This window comes from Stenotrophomonas sp. Nf1 (assembly GCF_003028475.1).
GTDB lineage: Bacteria > Pseudomonadota > Gammaproteobacteria > Xanthomonadales > Xanthomonadaceae > Stenotrophomonas.
This window is the reverse complement of sequence record NZ_PYTV01000013.1, coordinates 82,178-99,486: the sequence shown is the minus strand read 5'-3', so window position 1 is coordinate 99,486 and position 17,309 is coordinate 82,178. Positions and strand designations below refer to the sequence as shown.

Here is a 17,309-nt window from a genome sequence, read left to right as displayed (position 1 = left end):
AACCGCAGGCGTGCAAATTCGCCGCACAGACCGCACACTTGCGCGTCGCTCCGCGCTTTAGAAGATAGATGAACGCCCGCTATAACGCCGCCGATATTGAAGTCCTGTCCGGCCTTGACCCGGTCAAGCGCCGTCCCGGCATGTATACCGACACCGCGCGCCCGAACCACCTGGCGCAGGAAGTGATCGACAACTCGGTGGACGAGGCCCTCGCCGGCCACGCCCGTTCGATCGAGATCACCCTGTACAAGGACGGCAGCGTGGAGGTCAGCGATGACGGCCGCGGCATGCCGGTGGACATCCATCCGGAGGAGAAGATTCCGGGCGTCGAGCTGATCCTCACCCGCCTGCATGCCGGCGGCAAGTTCAGCAACAACAACTACACCTTCTCCGGCGGCCTGCACGGCGTCGGCGTCAGCGTGGTCAACGCGCTGTCGACCCTGGTGGAAGTGCACATCAAGCGCGAAGGCGCCGAACACCGCATCACCTTCCGCAACGGCGACCGCGCCACCCCGCTGGAAGTGGTCGGCAGCGTCGGCAAGAAGAACACCGGTACCCGCGTGCGCTTCTGGCCGGACCCGAAGTATTTCGACACGCCGAAGTTTGCGGTGCGTGCGCTCAAGCACCTGCTGCGCGCCAAGGCGGTGCTGTGCCCGGGCCTGACCGTCAAGCTGACCGACGAAGCCACCGGTGAAGTCGATACCTGGTACTACGAAGACGGCCTGCGCGATTACCTGAAGCTGGAGCTGGGCGAGCGCGAATCGCTGCCGGCCGACCTGTTCGTGGGCAACCTGAAGAAGGACACCGAGGTGGTGGACTGGGCCGTGGCCTGGCTGCCGGAAGGTGAACTGGTGCAGGAAAGCTACGTCAACCTGATTCCCACCGCGCAGCACGGCACCCACGTCAACGGCCTGCGTACCGGCCTGACCGAAGCGCTGCGCGAGTTCTGCGACTTCCGCAACCTGCTGCCGCGCGGCGTCAAGCTGGCCCCGGAAGATGTCTGGGACCGCGTGTCGTTCGTGCTGTCACTGAAGATGACCGACCCGCAGTTCAGCGGCCAGACCAAGGAACGCCTGTCCTCGCGCCAGGCCGCCGGTTTCGTCGAAGGCGCCGCGCATGATGCCTTCAGCCTGCTGCTGAACCAGAACGTGGAGCTGGGCGAGAAGATCGCGCAGATCGCCATCGAGCGCGCCAGCGCGCGCCTGAAGACCGAGAAGCTGGTCGTCCGCAAGAAGGTCACCCAGGGCCCGGCCCTGCCTGGCAAGCTGGCCGACTGCATCAGCCAGGACCTGTCGCGCACCGAGCTGTTCCTGGTGGAAGGTGACTCGGCAGGCGGCAGCGCCAAGCAGGCGCGCGACAAGGATTTCCAGGCCATCATGCCGCTGCGCGGCAAGATCCTGAACACCTGGGAAGTGTCGTCCAACAGCGTGCTGGCCTCGGAAGAAGTGCACAACCTGGCCATCGCCATCGGCTGCGACCCGGGCAAGGATGACATCAGCGGACTGCGTTACGGCAAGGTCATCATCCTGGCCGACGCCGACTCCGACGGCCTGCATATCGCCACCCTGCTGACCGCGCTGTTCCTGAAGCACTTCCCGGCGCTGGTCGATGCCGGCCATGTGTTCGTGGCGATGCCGCCGCTGTTCCGCATCGACGTGGGCAAGCAGGTGTTCTACGCCCTGGACGAGGAAGAAAAGCGCTCGATGCTGGACAAGATCGAACGCGAGAAGATCAAGGGCGCGATCAACGTGACCCGCTTCAAGGGCCTGGGCGAGATGAACCCGCCGCAGCTGCGTGAATCCACCATCCACCCGGATACACGCCGCCTGGTGCAGCTGACCGTGGACGACGGCGAGCAGACCCGCTCGCTGATGGACATGCTGCTGGCCAAGAAGCGCGCTTCGGACCGCAAGGGCTGGCTGGAAACCAAGGGCGACCTGGCCTCACTGGAAGTCTGACCCTGGATCCATGGTAGTGCCGGCCGCTGGCCGGCAACCTCGACTGCCGGCCAGCGGCCGGCACTACCGGTTCGGGCGGCCGGCCCCATCCGCCGCCATCGGCAAACCCGGCGGCGCCATAATGCGCGTCCCTCCGTGTGGACCACCGTATTGGCCAGCCACTCGCAGTTGTTCCCCGGCCTGCCGCTGCACAGTGCGCGGCTGGTCCTCAGCCCGATCCGCCGTGACGACGCTGCCGCGCTGTTCGCGCTGCAGTCCGATCCGGACGTGATGCGCTGGTGGAACCATCCGGCCTGGACCCGACCGGCCGAGGCCCGCGAACAGATCGACGACGACCTGGCCGCCCATGCCATCGGCACCCAGCTCAAGCTGGCCGTGCGCGAAACCCTGGACGGCCCGTTGCTGGGCATCTGCGTGGTGTTCGCCGTCGATCGCGACGCCGCACGCGCCGAGATCGGCTACCTGCTGGCGCCCGACCGCCAGGGCCAGGGCTACATGCACGAAGCCCTGCAGCAGGTGCTGGCCTACCTGTTCGGCACCCTGCACCTGCACCGGATCGAAGCCGAGATCGATCCGCGCAATGCGCCTTCCGCACATGTGCTGGAACGCCTCGGCTTCCACCGCGAAGGCATCCTGCGCCAGCGCTGGCGCATCCAGGGCGAACTCTCGGACTCGGCCGTGTATGGCCTGCTGGCCAACGACACGGCGGCAGCCGCCCTGCCCGCTTGACCCAATCTGGCCACAACCGGCCAGTGCGCGCGGGCATGCCTTTGGACACATTCGTCGCAGGACCCGGGCGGCCTAGCATCGGAATCCCCTTCCGCTGCCGATCCGGTGCCATGAAGTCCCTGCTGCACACTGCCGCGCTCTGCGTTGGCCTGCTCATCGCCCCTGCCAGCGTGCTGGCCGCGCCCGCCGCCCAGCCTGATTCGAAAGGCGACACCAGCGAAGCTCCCACATTGCCGGCCGACGCCTCGGCCCGCCAGAGCATGCGTCTGGCCGGGCGCACCCTCGACTACACCGCCACCGTCGGCACCCTGCCGGTACGCGATGCGTCGGGCAAGGTGATTGCCGATGTGGTGTTCACCGCCTACACGATGCCGGGCAAGGACCGGCCAGTGACGTTCGCACTCAACGGTGGCCCCGGCGCGTCGTCGGTCTACCTCAACATGGGCGCGATCGGGCCGAAGGTGGTGACCTTCGGTTCGGAGGGAGACAGCGCCTCGGCGCCGGCCACCCTGCACGACAACCCGGGCACCTGGCTGGACTTCACCGACCTGGTGTTCATCGACCCGGTCGGCACCGGCTTCAGCCGCGCTCGCATCGGCGACGACGAAGCGAAGAAGCAGCTGTACAACCCCGGCGCCGATATTGAATACCTGTCGCGCTCGATCTACGACTGGCTGCTGCGCAACCAGCGCATGGCCTCGCGCAAGTACCTGACCGGTGAGAGCTATGGCGGCTATCGCGGCCCGCGCATCACCCACTTCCTGCAGACCCGGCTGGGCGTGGCGATGAACGGCCTGGTGCTGGTCTCGCCCTACCTGAGCCCGACGCTGGAAGACAACGCCGACGTCTCGCCGATGGCCTGGATGCAGACGCTGCCATCGATCGCCGCAGCGCACCTGGAGCGTCAGGGCAAGCTGACCGATGCGGCGATGCGCGAGGTGGTCGAATACACCCGTGGCGACTACGCCACCGCACTGATGAAGGGCCGCAGCGACCCGCAGGCCACCGAGGCGATGCTGCGCCGGGTGACCGAACTGACCGGGCTGGACCCGCAGTTCGTGCGCCGTGCCGGCGGCCGCCTGGAGACCCAGGCCTACCTGCGCGAAGTATTCCGCGACAAGGGCACGCTCGGCAGCCGTTACGACTCCAACGTGACCGCGTTCGATCCGTTCCCGAACGATCCGGAACAGCGCGCCAATGATCCGTTGCTGGACAGCATCATCGCGCCGACCACCACCGCGATGGTCGACTTCGTGACGCGCGTGGTCGGCTGGAAGGTGGATGCGCGTTACCAGGCGCTGAATTACGAGGTGAACCGGCTGTGGGACCGCAATGGCGAACTGCGCCAGGGCGCGGTGACCCAGCTGCGCCAGGCGGTGGCGATCGATCCGCATCTGCAGGTGCTGATTGTGCACGGCTGGAATGACCTGTCCTGCCCGTTCATGGGTTCGATCCTGACCGTGGACCAGATGCCGGCAATGGGCAGCAACCCGGACCGGGTGCAGGTGCGCAGCTACCCGGGCGGCCACATGTTCTACAGCCGCGCCGACAGCCAGGCCGCATTCCGCAAGGATGTGCAGGCGCTGTTCCAGCGCAACTGAGGGGGTTCCGGCCGGGCCTGCGGCCCGGCACCCCCTGACGGCAACGGCAAAAGCTGGCTTCCTGAGGGCTGGCGAGGTTCCTGCTGCTGACAGGTTCCTGCTGCTATTGGTGGGTGCCGACCGTTGGTCGGCACGGGGTCGGATCCCGTTGCTTGGCAACGGGCTCTGACCCTGGTTCTGCTCTGGTAGGTGTCGACCTTGGTCGACACGATGGGTGCAGAAATAATGTTTTCCCCACGAAAAAGCCCGCCGGAATCCGGCGGGCTTTTTCTTTTCCGGGGTCAGATCCTTTTCCCGCAGGGAAAGGGCTCTGCCCCCCAGGCTGCGGGCATCAGGTCCAGCCGAACAGCTCGAACAGCTTCAGGATCAGGTACGCACAGCCGCCGGCAGCGGGAATGGTCAGGATCCAGGCCCAGATGATGCGCTCGATCACGCCGAACTTCAGCGAACGCGGGTTCTTGGCAAAGCCAACGCCCATGATGGCGGTGGAGATGCTGTGCGTGGTCGAGACCGGCATGCCGAAGTGGGCGGCCAGGGTCAGGATGGTGGCCGAGCTGGTCTCCGCGGCGAAGCCGTGGATCGGGTGCAGCTTGACCATCTTGTGGCCCAGGGTCTTGATGATCTTCCAGCCGCCGGATGCGGTACCGGCAGCCATCACCACCGCACAGGTCAGCACGATCCACATCGCGATGCCATCACCGGCATGCGCATCCGGGTGCATGAAGGCCAGCCACGACGGCAGGTTGTCCAGCGCGCCGGTGGCTTCAGCGCCGATCAGGGTCATGGCGATGATGCCCATGGTCTTCTGCGCGTCGTTGTGGCCGTGGGCAAAGCCCATGTAGGCCGCCGAGGCGATCTGCGCCTTGCCGAAGAAGGCGTTGACGATGCGCGGACGGGCCAGGCGGCCGATGGCACCGCCAACCTTGGCCAGGCCAGCGATCAGCGCCCACAGCAGCACCATCACCACGATGCCCAGCAGGAAACCGGCGATCGGCGAGGTGATCATCGGCACGAACACCTTCCACAGCAGGCCCTTGTTCTGCGCCCAGTTGCCCAGGCGCTCGGACCAGATCAGCGCGTCCCAGTTGTTGTGGGCGGCGGCCAGGCCGGCGCCGCAGAGGCCACCGATCAGCGCGTGCGAGGAGGACGACGGCAGGCCCTTCCACCAGGTGATCAGGTTCCAGATGATGCCGCCCAGCAGCGCGCACAGGATCACCTGCGGGGTGACATCGACCACGTTGGTGTTGAGCAGGCCGGAGGCGATGGTCAGGGCGACGGCCGTACCGGTCAGCGCACCGATCAGGTTCATGAAGGCGGCCAGCATCACCGCCCAGCCGGGCGAGAGCACCTTGGTCGCGACCACGGTGGCAATGGAGTTGGCGGTGTCGTGGAAGCCGTTGATGAACTCGAAGACGAGCGCGGCCAGGATCACCACCAGGACAAGGGTCAACATGCGGCGGCGTCCGTCAGCTGTTCTTCAACACGATCTGGTACGCCACCACGCCGGCCTCGCGGCAACGGTCGATGGCCTTTTCCAGGATCTCGAAGAATTCCTTCAACAGGAACATCTGCAGGTTGTCCAGGCGGCCGGAATAGATGTCGCGGTACAGCTCGAGCATCAGGCGGTCGGCCTCGTTCTCCAGCGAGCGCAGCTTCTCGTTCAGCGCGGTCATCCGGTCCAGGTTCATGTGGCGCAGATCGGCCACCATCTCCACCACCACGCTGGCCGCCTGCTCCAGCATCGCCGCGCGCGGCGCGAAGTCGATGTGCTCCAGGTGGGTCGTGGCCAGCGAATAGCGATCGGCGAACTTCTCGATCTGCTTGGGAATCTTGTACAGGGCCGAGCCCAGCGCTTCGATGTCTTCGCGCTCGATCGGGGTCATGAAGCTGTCCACCAGCGCCTGGCTGATCTTGTCCGAGGCCGCGCGTTCGCGCAGGCGGGCCAGCTTGAAGGCGTCCAGCGCGGGCTGGCGGTCAGCCTCACGCAGCATGGAATGCAGCGCCTTGGCGGCGTCGGAGGCCGCCACGGCAGCCTCATCAAGCAGGGTGTAGAACTGTTTGCCGGAACCGAAAATGGTCTGCAGAGAGAACATTGAGAAACCTGTCAGCCGTCGCGGGAAGGACGGCACCAGACGGAATTATGACGGCTAGATGACCATCTCGGGTATCCCCGCCCCCTTCCCGGGCCTCGAGACCCCCAACCTGAACAGGCGGTTGCCACCCGGCCATGCCCCTTTGCTAAGATGCCAGCGCGCCTTCGGGCGCACCTTATGGACGACGACCCTTATCCCCCTGCGCCGCGCCGGACCCCGTTCCTGAGCGCCTGCCGCCATCGCCAGCACCCGCCCTCCCTGCCACCAACCGGGGACGACGCCCGTGTTTGAAATGATCCTGATTGTCTTCGCGCTTGTTCTGCTGAACGGCTTCTTCGCCATGTCCGAGATGTCGGTCATGACCTCGCGCAAGAGCCGCCTGAAGCAGATGGCCGCCACCTCCAAGCGCGCCGCCAAGGCGCTGGAGCTGTCGGAGAAGCCGGAGAGCTTCCTGTCCACCGTGCAGATCGGCATCACCGTGATCGGCGTGCTGACCGGCTATCTCGGCGGTGAAGCGCTGGGCGACGCCTTTGCCGGCTGGATCCAGGGCCTGATGCCCGGTTTCGCCTATGCCGGCAAGATCGGCACGGTACTGGCGGTCAGCCTGATCACCTTCATCACGCTCATCTTTGGCGAACTGGTGCCCAAGCGCCTTGCGCTGACCCGTTCGGAGGCCATTGCCGGACTGGTGGCCATGCCGATGAGCTGGCTGGCCAAGCTGGCCCTGCCGTTTGTCTGGCTGCTGTCCAAGACCACCCAGCTGGTACTGAAGATTCTCGGCCTGGGCAAGGACGAGGCCGCCCAGGTGACCGAAGAAGAGATCCGCATGCTGGTGGCCGAGAGCCACGAGGCCGGCGTGATCGACGCCCATGAGCGCGACATGATGAACCGCGTCATGCGCCTGGGCGACCGCACCGCCGACAGCCTGATGACCCCGCGCAACCGCATCGCCTGGCTCGATACCCAGGCCGGGTTGGAGCGCAACCTGGAAATCATGGCCGAGCATGAGTTCTCGCGCTATCCGGTGTACCGCGACAACGACCAGGACGTGGTCGGTGTGCTGGAGCTGAAATCACTGGCCACGCGCATGGCGCGCGGTGACAACGCCCTGTTCCAGACCCTGCGCGAAGCGTTGTATGTCTCCGAATCGACCCACGCGATGAAGCTGCTGGAGATCTTCCGCGAAGAACAGCAGTCGATGGCACTGGTGGTGGACGAGTACGGCGAAATCCAGGGCCTGGTGACCATCAGCGACCTGATGGGCGCGGTGGTCGGCCGCCTGCAGGCCGTTGAGAACGCCGACGAGGACGCACTGGTGGTGACCCGCGAGGACGGCTCGCTGCTGGTGGACGGTTCGCTGCCGATCGAAGACCTGCGCGAGCTGATCGGCAGCAATGACCTGCCCGATGCCGAGGACGGCGACTACTACACGCTGGCCGGCATGTGCATCCACTATTTCGGCCGCATCCCGCACGCCGGTGAATACTTCGACTGGGCCGGCTGGCGCTTCGAGATCGTCGACCTGGACGGCGCGCGCGTGGACAAGCTGCTGCTGCGTACGTTGTCCGACGAGCAGGCCGATGAGCTCACCGCCTGAGGCCGACCCGGGCACGGGCGACGACCGCCCGGCCTATCGCAACGAGGGCATCCGCACGCTGCTGGAGATGTTCGCCTCCGGCGACCCGGCCGAGCACATGCCGCTCGGCCAGATCCTGCGCAACCTGCAGCAGAGCGCGTTCGGCGTGTTCCTGTTCGTGGCCATCCTGCCCTCGTTCATTCCGATTCCGGGCATGGGCGGCGCGGTCAGCGGCCCGCTGGTGATCCTGATCGGGCTGCAGATGCTGTGCTGCCTGCGCCGCCCATGGCTGCCCGGCTTCATCGCCCGGCGCGGACCGAAGCGCGGCACCATGCATCGCTTCCTTGACCGCATCGACCGGCCGTTGCGGCGCCTGGACCGGATGCTGAAGCCACGCCTGCCGCAGCTGCTGACACCGCTGCCGGCGCACGCCTTCACCGGCCTGCTGCTGGTGCTGCTGGGCATCCTGCTGTCGCTGCCGATTCCATTCACCAACTTCCTGTTCGGCTTCCAGCTGCTGCTGTTCTCTCTGGCGCTGCTGGAACGTGATGGCGCGCTGATGCTGTTCAACTGGATCGCTGCGCTGGCGGCGATCACCTTCTTCGGCTTCAGTTCGGGGCAGCTGGTGGGCTACACGGTGGATCTGTTCCAGCGCTGGTTCTGAACCGGAACCCGGTAGAGCCGGCCGCTGGCCGGCTGCCACGTTTCCGGGATTGCCGGCCAGCGGCCGGCATTACCCAACCCACCGCGCGCGACGTGATGCAGTAGATCCACGCCATGCGTGGATGCAACGATCACCGCAGATCAATGAACCCGTTGTCGGCCAACGCCGCTGGCTCGTCCTGCACCGCCGACAACACGAACGTCAGCGCCTTGCCCAGCAGCGTGCCCGGGCCATCCCAGTACTCGGCCGAATCCGCACGCACGTGGATCAGGCGAAGATTGGGGTCATCCTTGCCTCCGGGGAAGAACAGCTTCATCACCGGCGACCACAGCTCTTCGATCTTTGCGCGGTCATCGACCACGCATGCACGTCCTGCCACCGACACATAGGTGTTCTTCGACGGCGAGGCATACGCCACATTCACCTGCGGATCGAGCGCGATCTCGGCCACTTTAGGGCTGTCGGCGGTGATGACGAACCACAGCTCACCGTCGAAGGTGACCTGCTGGGTGGCCAATGGCCGGCTGTAAAGGCGGCCATCAACGCCGGTGGTGGTGAACATCGCCACCTCCACGTCCTGGATCAGCTCGGCCAGCAGGGCGATGTGTTCGGCGCGGGTGTCGGCCATGGGGGGCTCCATCGGTGTGGGGCCCCCATCAGACGCGCATTGAGCGCAATGGACCGTGACGCAATTGTTCAGCCCGCGTGGCGGGCATGCCAGGCGTGCATGGCCAGTTCAAACGAACGCAGGCGCGCGCGGTGGTCAAACAGGTTGGCAGTCAGCATCAGCTCGTCGGGCTTGTGGCGTTCAACAAAGGCGGCGATGCCCTCAGCGACCTGCTGCGGATCGCCGAGTACGGTGCAGGCCAGCGCCCGTTCCACACCCAGCTTCTCGTGCGGCTCCCAGAAGGTTTCAATGTCATCGACCGGTGCCGGAATCTTGCCCGGACGGCCACGGCGCAGGTTGACGAAACTCTGCTGCTGGCTGGTGAACAGGCGGCGCGACTCCGCCTCGCTGTCACTGGCCACCACGTTCAGGGCCAGCATCGCATGCGGTTGCTTCAACGTGGCCGAGGGGCGGAACTCGCGGCGGTACACCGCCAGCGCTTCGTCCATTGCATCAGGTGCAAAGTGCGAGGCGAACGCGTACGGCAGGCCCATCGACGCGGCCATGCGCGCGCCGAACAGACTGGAACCGAGAATCCACGTCGGTACGCGCAGGCCGCCACCGGGAACAGCCTGCACGGCCTGGCCAGGCTGCACCGGTTCGAAGTAGTGCAGCAGTTCGCGCACGTCCTGCGGGAACTGGTCGGCGCTGTCGAAGTAGCGGCGCAGTGCGCGCGCAGTAGGCTGGTCGGTGCCCGGCGCGCGGCCCAGGCCGAGGTCGATGCGGTCCGGATACAGCGAGGCCAGCGTGCCGAACTGCTCGGCCACCTGCAGCGGTGCATGGTTGGGCAGCATGATGCCGCCGGCACCAACACGGATGCGCTTCGTGCCTCCGGCCACATGGCCGATCAGCACGGCGGTGGCCGCACTGGCGATGCCGGGCATGTTGTGGTGTTCGGCCAGCCAGTAGCGGCGATAGCCCAGCGCGTCGGCGTGCTGGGCCAGTTCCAGCATGTTGGCAAAGGCGGCAGTGGTGTCACTGCCCTCGCAGACCGGGGCCAGGTCAAGGATCGACAACGGGATCATCAGGCGGGTTTCCGTCACAGGATCCTCCTTCCATGGGGTCGGCCAGGCGTGGCGGCCAGTGACGGTGGCAGGATGCTGATTCCCGTGGGACGGGCTCAGCACCCGCAGGCCTTGATCCGGTAGTGCCGGCCGCTGGCCGGCAGGCAAAGTGTCCTGGCAGCCGGCCAGCGGCCGGCTCTACCGCGGAAGCGTCAGAACGCGCTGGGGCGCGGCTCAGGCAACGGCTGGTCCACCATCGGCTTCAGCTCCGCATCCAGCGCCACACGCTCATCGAACACGAAGCAACGGCCTTCATAGCCTTCCCCACCCACTTCCTCGAAGTAGCCCAGGATGCCGCCATCGAGCTGCAGCACGTTGTCCATGCCGTCGTTGACCATCCACAGCGCGGCCTTCTCGCAGCGGATGCCGCCGGTGCAGAAGCTGACCACGGTGCTGTCCTTCAGCGCCTCGCGATGCGGCGCCAGCGCCTCGGGCAGGTCGGTGAACTTGTGGATCGGGAGCACCAGCGCATCCTTGAAGGTGCCGTACTCGACCTCCTGCAGGTTGCGCGTATCGAGCATCACCACCGGTTTGCCGGCATCGTCGTGGCCCTGGCGCAACCAGCGCTGCACGGTGGCCGGATCGACCGCCGGTGCACGCGGATAATCCAACGGCTGGCCGTCGTCGCGGCGGAAGCTGATGATCTCGTCCTTCACCTTGGCCTTCAGCCGCGCGAACGGCTGGTGTTCGCTGAGGCTGGTCTTGACCCGCAGGTCAGCGAAGCGCGTGTCTTCGCGCAGCGTCGAATAGAACCCATCGATCGCGTCCGGCGCGCCGGCCAGGAACAGGTTCAGGCCCTCGCCCGCCACCAGGATCGTACCGCGCAGCGCCGCCGCCTCGGCACGCGCCAGCAGCTGGTCGCAGAGGGCCTGGGGAGCGTCGATGACGGCGAAATGGTAGGCGGCGGTGTTGGCGATCATCCGGCCATTTTAGCGCCAGAGCGCGCCGGGGTCAGATTCCGCGTTCACGAATTCAGGGGTCAGCGCCCTCTGCGCAGCAGAGGGATCCGACCCCTTACCCGCGCAGCAGCATGAACGGCAGCAGCACCAGCGCCGCCGCAGCCACCATCGCCAGCAGCACCAGCACCACATACAGCGGGCGCCGCCGCAACAGGCTGCCGAAGGTCTCGGCGGTGCCATCGCGCAGCGCCTGCTCGCGCTCGGCACGGATGCGCGGGCCGCGTTCGGCCTGGTAGTCGGCCATCAGGGCCTTGGCGCGGGGATGATCGGCATCCTCGCGCAGCCACAGGCCGCCGTTGGAAATGCCCCACGGACTGGGTTCGGTGCGGTACCAGGCGATGCCGTGCTGGTCCAGCAGGGTGCAGACATCGGCATATTCATCGTCACCGACATTGCGCAGATTGAGCAGGAGTTTGGCCATGCCGCCATGATACCCGGCGCCGATGCGCTACCCTTGCCGCCCTCGCCCTGCGCCCTTCCGGAGACGCCCGATGCGCCGCCTGCTGCTTCCCCTGCTGCTGTCCCTCACCGCCGCTGGCTGTTCGAGCGAACCGGCCGGCCCACCGCCGGGTGGCACCCTGACCACCTTCGAGCGCATCGATACCGTTCCCGGCACCGGCGCTGAAGCCGTCGCCGGCAACAAGGTCACCGTGCACTACACCGGCTGGATCTACGACAACCGCACCGGGAACAAGCACGGCAAGACCTTCGACAGCTCGGTCAGCCGTGGCGAACCGTTCACCTTCGCGCTGGGCGCCGGCCAGGTCATCCGCGGCTGGGATGAAGGCGTGGCCGGGATGAAGGTCGGCGGCAAGCGTACGCTGATGATCCCGCCTGACTACGGCTATGGCGACCGCCGCGTCGGCCCGATCCCGGCTGGCTCGTCACTGGTGTTCGACGTCGAGCTGCTCGATGTCAAACCGTAATGCCACCGCGCCGCGCCGGGTTGCCGTTGTTGGCGGCGGCCCGGCCGGACTGTTCGCGGCCGAGCGCCTGCGCGCGGCCGGTCTGGACGTGGATCTGTACGAGGCCAAAGGCTCTCCCGGCCGCAAGTTCCTGATCGCCGGCAAGGGTGGGCTCAACCTCACCCATTCCGATCCGCGCCCGCTGTTCGACAGCCGCTACCGCGAGCAGGCCACTGCCGTGGGCCACTGGCTGGACGGCTTCGACGCGCAGGCACTGTGCGACTGGGCCGCCGGATTCGGCGTAGAGACCTATGTGGGCAGCTCCGGCCGCGTGTTTCCGGTCGACCGCAAGGCCGCGCCATTGCTGCGCGGCTGGGTGCGCCGCTTGAAGGAACAGGGTGTGCGCCTGCATGCCAACCACCGCTGGATCGGCTGGAGCGATGACGGCGCACTGCGCTTTGCCACCGAAGCGCAGGAAATCCATGTCCACGCCGATGCCACGGTGCTGGCGATGGGTGGCGGCAGCTGGCCGCAGCTGGGCAGTGACGGCGCGTGGGTCGCGCCCCTGCAGGCGCGCGGCGTGGCCATCGCGCCGCTGCAATCGGCCAACTGCGGCTTCGACGTGGACTGGACCCCGTTCTTCGCCCAGCGCAATGCCGGCGCTCCACTGAAACCGGTGGTCGCGCACTGGATCGACCTGGCCGGCCAGCCGCAGTCGCTGCAGGGCGAATGCGTGGCCAGCGATTACGGCATTGAAGGCAGCCTGGTCTATGCCCTGGCCGCCGACCTGCGCGAAACCATCAACCGCGACGGCCACGCCATGCTGTGGCTGGATCTGGTGCCCGGCCGTGACGAGGCGCGGTTGCTGGCCGACCTGTCGCGCGCGCGCAAGGGGCGCAGCTTCGGCGAACACCTGCGCCGCCAGGCGGGCCTGGATGCGGTGAAGGCCGCGCTGGTATTTGAGATCCTCGGCAAGGAAGCCGGCAACGACCTGCCTGCGGTCGCCGCCACGCTCAAGCGATTGCCACTGCGCCTGCTGCGGCCACGGCCGATGGCCGAGGTGATCAGCACCGCCGGTGGCGTGCGCCTGGAGGCGCTGGATGAGGGCCTGATGCTCCGCGCCCTGCCCGGCGTGTTCTGCGCTGGCGAGATGCTGGACTGGGAAGCCCCGACGGGCGGCTACCTGTTGACCGCCTGCTATGCCAGCGGCCTGTGTGCGGCCGACGGTGTGATCGAGTGGTTGGCCGGGCGGTAGGACCGGCCCGGTAGAGTCGAGCTTGCTCGACTGCTTCACGCGGTAGAGCCGAGCCCGCGTTCGGGTTGAATCAAAAGGAGTCGAGCATGGCTCGACTCTACAAGAGCCGTCGAGCAAGCTCGACGCTACGTCACCACGGGCGGCGCATGCTCACTGACGCCAGCGCGACGCCGCTGGGATGCGCGTAGCTCTCCTCGCGCATGCTGATGAAACCCTGCCGCTGGTAGAACGGCACTGCGTTGAGCGAGGCCGACAGCACCACCTCACGCCCGCGATCGGCCATGGCCAGCAACTGCTGCATCAGCGCCTGGCCAATGCCCTGGCCACCACGATCAGGATCGACGAACAACGCATCGACTTCATTGGCGTCGCTGTCAAACACGCCGAATCCGAGCAGGACGCCCTGCGCATCCTCGGCTACCACGCAACCGCCCTGCCCCAGCAGGCGCGCGTACTGCGACGGTGGCGGCGACGCCGACCACGGCGCGATGACCTCCGGCGGATAGTGGCTGCTGCAGGTCTCACGCACGCAGCGTGTGCGCAGCGCCCACAGCGTAGCCACATCGTCGAGGGTGCCGGTCCTGAACTGCATGACATCTCCTTGTAGAGTCGAGCTTGCTCGACTGCGAGAAAAACAGTCGAGCAAGCTCGACTCTACCAAGCAAGGCAGTCGAGCAAGCTCGACGCTACAAAAAGGCAGCCGAGCATGGGCTCGGCGCTACAACAACACGTTATCGCGACTTGCTGGCGCGCAGGGCCTGGATCTTCGGTGGCGGTTGGAACGAATCGATGCGTGCGTCGGCCCAGAACGCATGGAACACCGCGTGGTCCGGCACCTTGTGCAGCAGTTCGCCAGGCTCCAGATAGCGGTACAGCGAAGCCAGCGAACGGATCTCCACCGGCGATACCCGGCGCAGGATGTGCTCGGGCCCCAGTTCGGCCGGGTCGTTCAACCCCGCCGCACACAGCAGCTCCTTCAATGCATGCAGCGTGTGCTCGTGGAAGCTGTGCACGCGGGTGGCTTTGTCCGGGGCATCCAGGTGTTTCCAGCGGGCCGGATCCTGGGTGGCGATACCGGTCGGGCACTTGTCGGTATGGCAGCTGAGCGACTGGATGCACCCCAGCGCGAACATGAAGCCCCGCCCGGCATTGCACCAGTCCGCACCCAGCGCGATGGTGCGCGCGATGTCGAAGGCACTGGTGATCTTGCCGGCCGCACCGATGCGGATGCGCTCGCGCAGGTCGAGGCCCACAAGGGTGTTGTGTACCAGCAACAGCGCCTCGTGCATCGGCACGCCGACATGGTCGACAAACTCGGCCGGCGCTGCACCCGTACCGCCCTCGGCCCCATCGACCACGATGAAGTCGGGCAGCAGTCCTGTTTCGTTCATGGCCTTGGCGATGCCGAACCATTCCCACGGATGGCCGATGGCCAGCTTGAAACCGACCGGCTTGCCGCCAGACAGCTCACGCAGGCGGGCCACGAACTGCAGCAGTTCGACCGGCGTGGAGAAGGCCGAATGCCGCGACGGCGACACGCAGTCCACGCCCATGGGAACGCCACGCGTCACCGAGATTTCGGCCGTCACCTTCGGCGCCGGCAGCACGCCGCCGTGGCCCGGCTTGGCGCCCTGCGAGAGCTTGATCTCGATCATCTTGACCTGGTCGTGGGTGGCGTTGGCAACGAAGCGCTCCTCGCTGAAGCCGCCCTTCTCATCGCGGCACCCGAAGTAGCCCGAGCCGATTTCCCACACCAGGTCGCCGCCCATTTCACGGTGGTACGGCGAGATCGAGCCCTCGCCGGTATCGTGATAGAAGCCGCCGCGCCGCGCACCCTCGTTCAGCGCGCGGATCGCATTGGCCGACAACGAGCCAAAACTCATCGCCGAGATGTTGAACACGCTGGCCGAATAGGGCTTGGCGCAGCTGCCGCCGATCAGCACGCGGAAGTCGTGCTTGGCGATGGCGGTCGGCGCCAGCGAATGGTTGATCCATTCATAATCCACTGCATAGGTACTGCGCAGGGTACCGAACGGCACCGTGTCCATTTCGTTCTTGGCGCGCTGATAGATCAAGGCGCGCTGCTGCCGCGAAAAGGGTACGTCTTCCAGATCGCTCTGCACGAAGTACTGGCGGATCTCCGGGCCGATCGATTCAAGCCCGTAGCGGAAGTGCGCCATCACCGGATAGTTGCGGCGCAGCGTACTGCGCTTCTGCAGCAGGTCCCAGGTTCCCAGTGCCACCATGGCGGCGGTCAGGCCAACGCCCCAGTACCAGGCCGGCCACAACGTGGCCAACCACAGGCAGACAGGAAACATCAGGATGGCGAGCAGGTAGACGATATACCGGTGCATGGCGTTCCTCGATTGCAGCTGCCACCGAGTCTACCGCGCGGCCCGTCGCGCGCGCTTACAGTCGACCGTCAACCACGTTGCGCGGCCAGGCCGATTTCACATCGTAGACCAGGCCTCCCGGTGCCAGCAGGCCACGGATGGCTGCTTCATCCATGGCCTTGAAGCGGGCATGCGCCACCGCCAGCACCACCGCGTCATAGCGGCCGGAAACCGGTTCGGCCAGCCACTGCACACCGGCCTGCGCCAGCGCCGCCGGGCCCACCCAGGGGTCGCTGACGTCCACCTCGGCCCCGGCCTCGCCCAGGCGCTGCGCCAGTTCCAGCGCGCGGCTGTTGCGCAGGTCCGGGCAATCTTCCTTGAACGTCACGCCCAGTACCAGGATGCGCGATTGCGCCGGCGAACGGCCGCGCTCTGCCAGCATCGCCAACACGCGCGCCGCCACATGGGCGCCGACACGGTTGTTGACCTGGCGTGCGGTGTGGATCAGGTCCGGGTGGTAGCCCACGCTCTCCGATTTGTGCAGCAGGTAGTACGGATCCACGCCGATGCAGTGACCGCCGACCAGGCCGGGCCGGAACGGCAGGAAGTTCCACTTGCTGCCCGCCGCGTCCAGCACGTCCTGGGTGTCGATGCCGAGCCGGTCGAAGATCAGGGCCAGCTCGTTGACCAGCGCGATGTTGACGTCACGCTGGATGTTCTCGACCACCTTGGCCGCCTCGGCCACCCGCATCGACGGTGCCGGAAAGGTACCGGCAGCGATGATGCGCTGGTACAGCTGATCGATGACAGCGGCGACCTCCGGCGTCGAACCGGAGGTGATCTTGCGGATATCGGCCAGGCGCCGCTGGCGGTCGCCGGGGCTGACCCGTTCCGGGCTGTAGCCGCAATAGAAGTCCTCGTTGAAGCGGAGCCCCGAGCCCTGCTCCAGCAGCGGCACGCACACTTCCTCGGTGGTGCCGGGGTAGACCGTCGATTCGTAGATGACCAGATCGCCGGCGCGCAGGTGGCTGGCGATCAGCCGCGAGGCCGAGCGCAACGGCTCCAGGTCGGGTTGCTCGTAGGCGTCGATCGGCGTGGGCACGGTGACGATGTAGACATTGGCCGCGTCCAGCTGTGCGGCATCGCTGCCAAACTGCAGCTGCTCCGCGCTGGACAGCTCATCGGCCTCCATCTCCAGCGTATGGTCCTGCCCGCGGCCGAGTTCGGCGATGCGCTGCGGATCGATGTCGAACCCCAGCGTCGGCCAGTGCCGGCCGAAGGCCACCGCCAACGGCAGGCCGACATAGCCCAGGCCGATCACCGCGAAGCGAGGAGCGACCGCCGCTGCCAGCGGCGCGCTCATCGAAGCACCGCGCGCAACCAGCGGGGTGGCACGCGCGTTGCCATGGCTCCGACCAACACACTCATCCGCTGCACCACTCCGGGGAAACCCAGGCCAGAAAGGCTACAGCGTAACGGCCCCGGCGCCCTGCCGCCAAGGCGGC

Annotated in this window: 16 protein-coding genes; 7 read left to right on the top strand and 9 right to left on the bottom strand. The window is 66.7% G+C overall.

What is annotated here, in order from left to right; genetic code table 11:
- Positions 1–68: 68 nt before the first annotated feature.
- The 3 genes from parE (at position 69) to C9412_RS19415 (ending at position 4,288) form a co-directional block, all read left to right on the top strand.
- Complete coding sequence (gene parE / locus C9412_RS19425) at positions 69–1,958, top strand: DNA topoisomerase IV subunit B (RefSeq protein ID WP_006431439.1); 1,890 nt, start codon at positions 69–71, stop codon at positions 1,956–1,958.
- Positions 1,959–2,108: 150 nt separating this feature from the next.
- Positions 2,109–2,687 carry a GNAT family protein gene (locus C9412_RS19420; protein WP_107233123.1) on the top strand — a complete coding sequence of 193 codons (579 nt, stop codon included), beginning with the start codon at positions 2,109–2,111 and terminating at the stop codon, positions 2,685–2,687.
- A gap of 110 nt (positions 2,688–2,797) precedes the next feature.
- A complete protein-coding gene (locus tag C9412_RS19415; RefSeq protein WP_107233099.1) occupies positions 2,798–4,288 on the top strand; it encodes a S10 family peptidase in 1,491 nt (496 codons plus the stop codon).
- Between the two features lie 331 nt (positions 4,289–4,619).
- Here the strand turns inward: C9412_RS19415 and C9412_RS19410 are convergent, their stop codons facing one another.
- Positions 4,620–5,741, bottom strand: coding sequence for an inorganic phosphate transporter (locus tag C9412_RS19410; RefSeq protein ID WP_057495877.1), 1,122 nt, complete (start codon positions 5,739–5,741; stop codon positions 4,620–4,622).
- A 13-nt stretch (positions 5,742–5,754) separates the two neighbouring features.
- Positions 5,755–6,381 (bottom strand): DUF47 family protein, encoded by a 627-nt coding sequence (locus C9412_RS19405; RefSeq protein ID WP_006431321.1) that lies wholly within the window; start codon positions 6,379–6,381, stop codon positions 5,755–5,757.
- Positions 6,382–6,673: 292 nt separating this feature from the next.
- On the opposite strand from C9412_RS19405, the gene C9412_RS19400 reads away from it, so the two are divergent.
- Positions 6,674–7,978 (top strand): hemolysin family protein, encoded by a 1,305-nt coding sequence (locus tag C9412_RS19400; protein WP_107233098.1) that lies wholly within the window; start codon positions 6,674–6,676, stop codon positions 7,976–7,978.
- Complete coding sequence (locus tag C9412_RS19395; protein WP_107233097.1) at positions 7,962–8,621, top strand: exopolysaccharide biosynthesis protein; 660 nt, start codon at positions 7,962–7,964, stop codon at positions 8,619–8,621. Before C9412_RS19400 ends, C9412_RS19395 begins: the two co-directional genes overlap by 17 nt.
- Before the next feature lie 130 nt (positions 8,622–8,751).
- Here C9412_RS19395 and C9412_RS19390 read toward each other — a convergent pair whose 3' ends face one another.
- From C9412_RS19390 to C9412_RS19375, 4 genes are all read right to left on the bottom strand, one after another.
- Complete coding sequence (locus tag C9412_RS19390) at positions 8,752–9,249, bottom strand: pyridoxamine 5'-phosphate oxidase family protein (RefSeq protein ID WP_107233096.1); 498 nt, start codon at positions 9,247–9,249, stop codon at positions 8,752–8,754.
- Between the two features lie 68 nt (positions 9,250–9,317).
- The gene (locus C9412_RS19385; RefSeq protein WP_107233122.1) at positions 9,318–10,313 is read right to left on the bottom strand and encodes an LLM class flavin-dependent oxidoreductase; all 996 of its coding nucleotides are present in this window, start codon (positions 10,311–10,313) and stop codon (positions 9,318–9,320) included.
- Between the two features lie 191 nt (positions 10,314–10,504).
- Complete coding sequence (locus C9412_RS19380) at positions 10,505–11,272, bottom strand: sulfurtransferase (protein ID WP_107233095.1); 768 nt, start codon at positions 11,270–11,272, stop codon at positions 10,505–10,507.
- 94 nt (positions 11,273–11,366) lie between these two features.
- Positions 11,367–11,732, bottom strand: coding sequence for a DUF6164 family protein (locus C9412_RS19375; protein ID WP_107233094.1), 366 nt, complete (start codon positions 11,730–11,732; stop codon positions 11,367–11,369).
- Positions 11,733–11,802: 70 nt separating this feature from the next.
- On the opposite strand from C9412_RS19375, the gene C9412_RS19370 reads away from it, so the two are divergent.
- Both C9412_RS19370 and C9412_RS19365 read left to right on the top strand, forming a co-directional pair.
- Positions 11,803–12,237, top strand: coding sequence for an FKBP-type peptidyl-prolyl cis-trans isomerase (locus C9412_RS19370; protein WP_107233093.1), 435 nt, complete (start codon positions 11,803–11,805; stop codon positions 12,235–12,237).
- Entirely contained in the window at positions 12,224–13,471 is a 1,248-nt protein-coding gene (locus C9412_RS19365) for a TIGR03862 family flavoprotein (protein ID WP_107233092.1), read from the top strand. Before C9412_RS19370 ends, C9412_RS19365 begins: the two co-directional genes overlap by 14 nt.
- 130 nt (positions 13,472–13,601) lie before the next feature.
- Here C9412_RS19365 and C9412_RS19360 read toward each other — a convergent pair whose 3' ends face one another.
- The 3 genes from C9412_RS19360 to C9412_RS19350 form a co-directional block, all read right to left on the bottom strand.
- Positions 13,602–14,063, bottom strand: coding sequence for a GNAT family N-acetyltransferase (locus tag C9412_RS19360; RefSeq protein ID WP_107233091.1), 462 nt, complete (start codon positions 14,061–14,063; stop codon positions 13,602–13,604).
- A 139-nt stretch (positions 14,064–14,202) separates the two neighbouring features.
- Complete coding sequence (locus tag C9412_RS19355) at positions 14,203–15,825, bottom strand: FMN-binding glutamate synthase family protein (protein WP_107233090.1); 1,623 nt, start codon at positions 15,823–15,825, stop codon at positions 14,203–14,205.
- A 55-nt stretch (positions 15,826–15,880) separates the two neighbouring features.
- Positions 15,881–17,167 (bottom strand): nucleotide sugar dehydrogenase, encoded by a 1,287-nt coding sequence (locus C9412_RS19350; protein WP_107233089.1) that lies wholly within the window; start codon positions 17,165–17,167, stop codon positions 15,881–15,883.
- Positions 17,168–17,309: the final 142 nt, after the last annotated feature.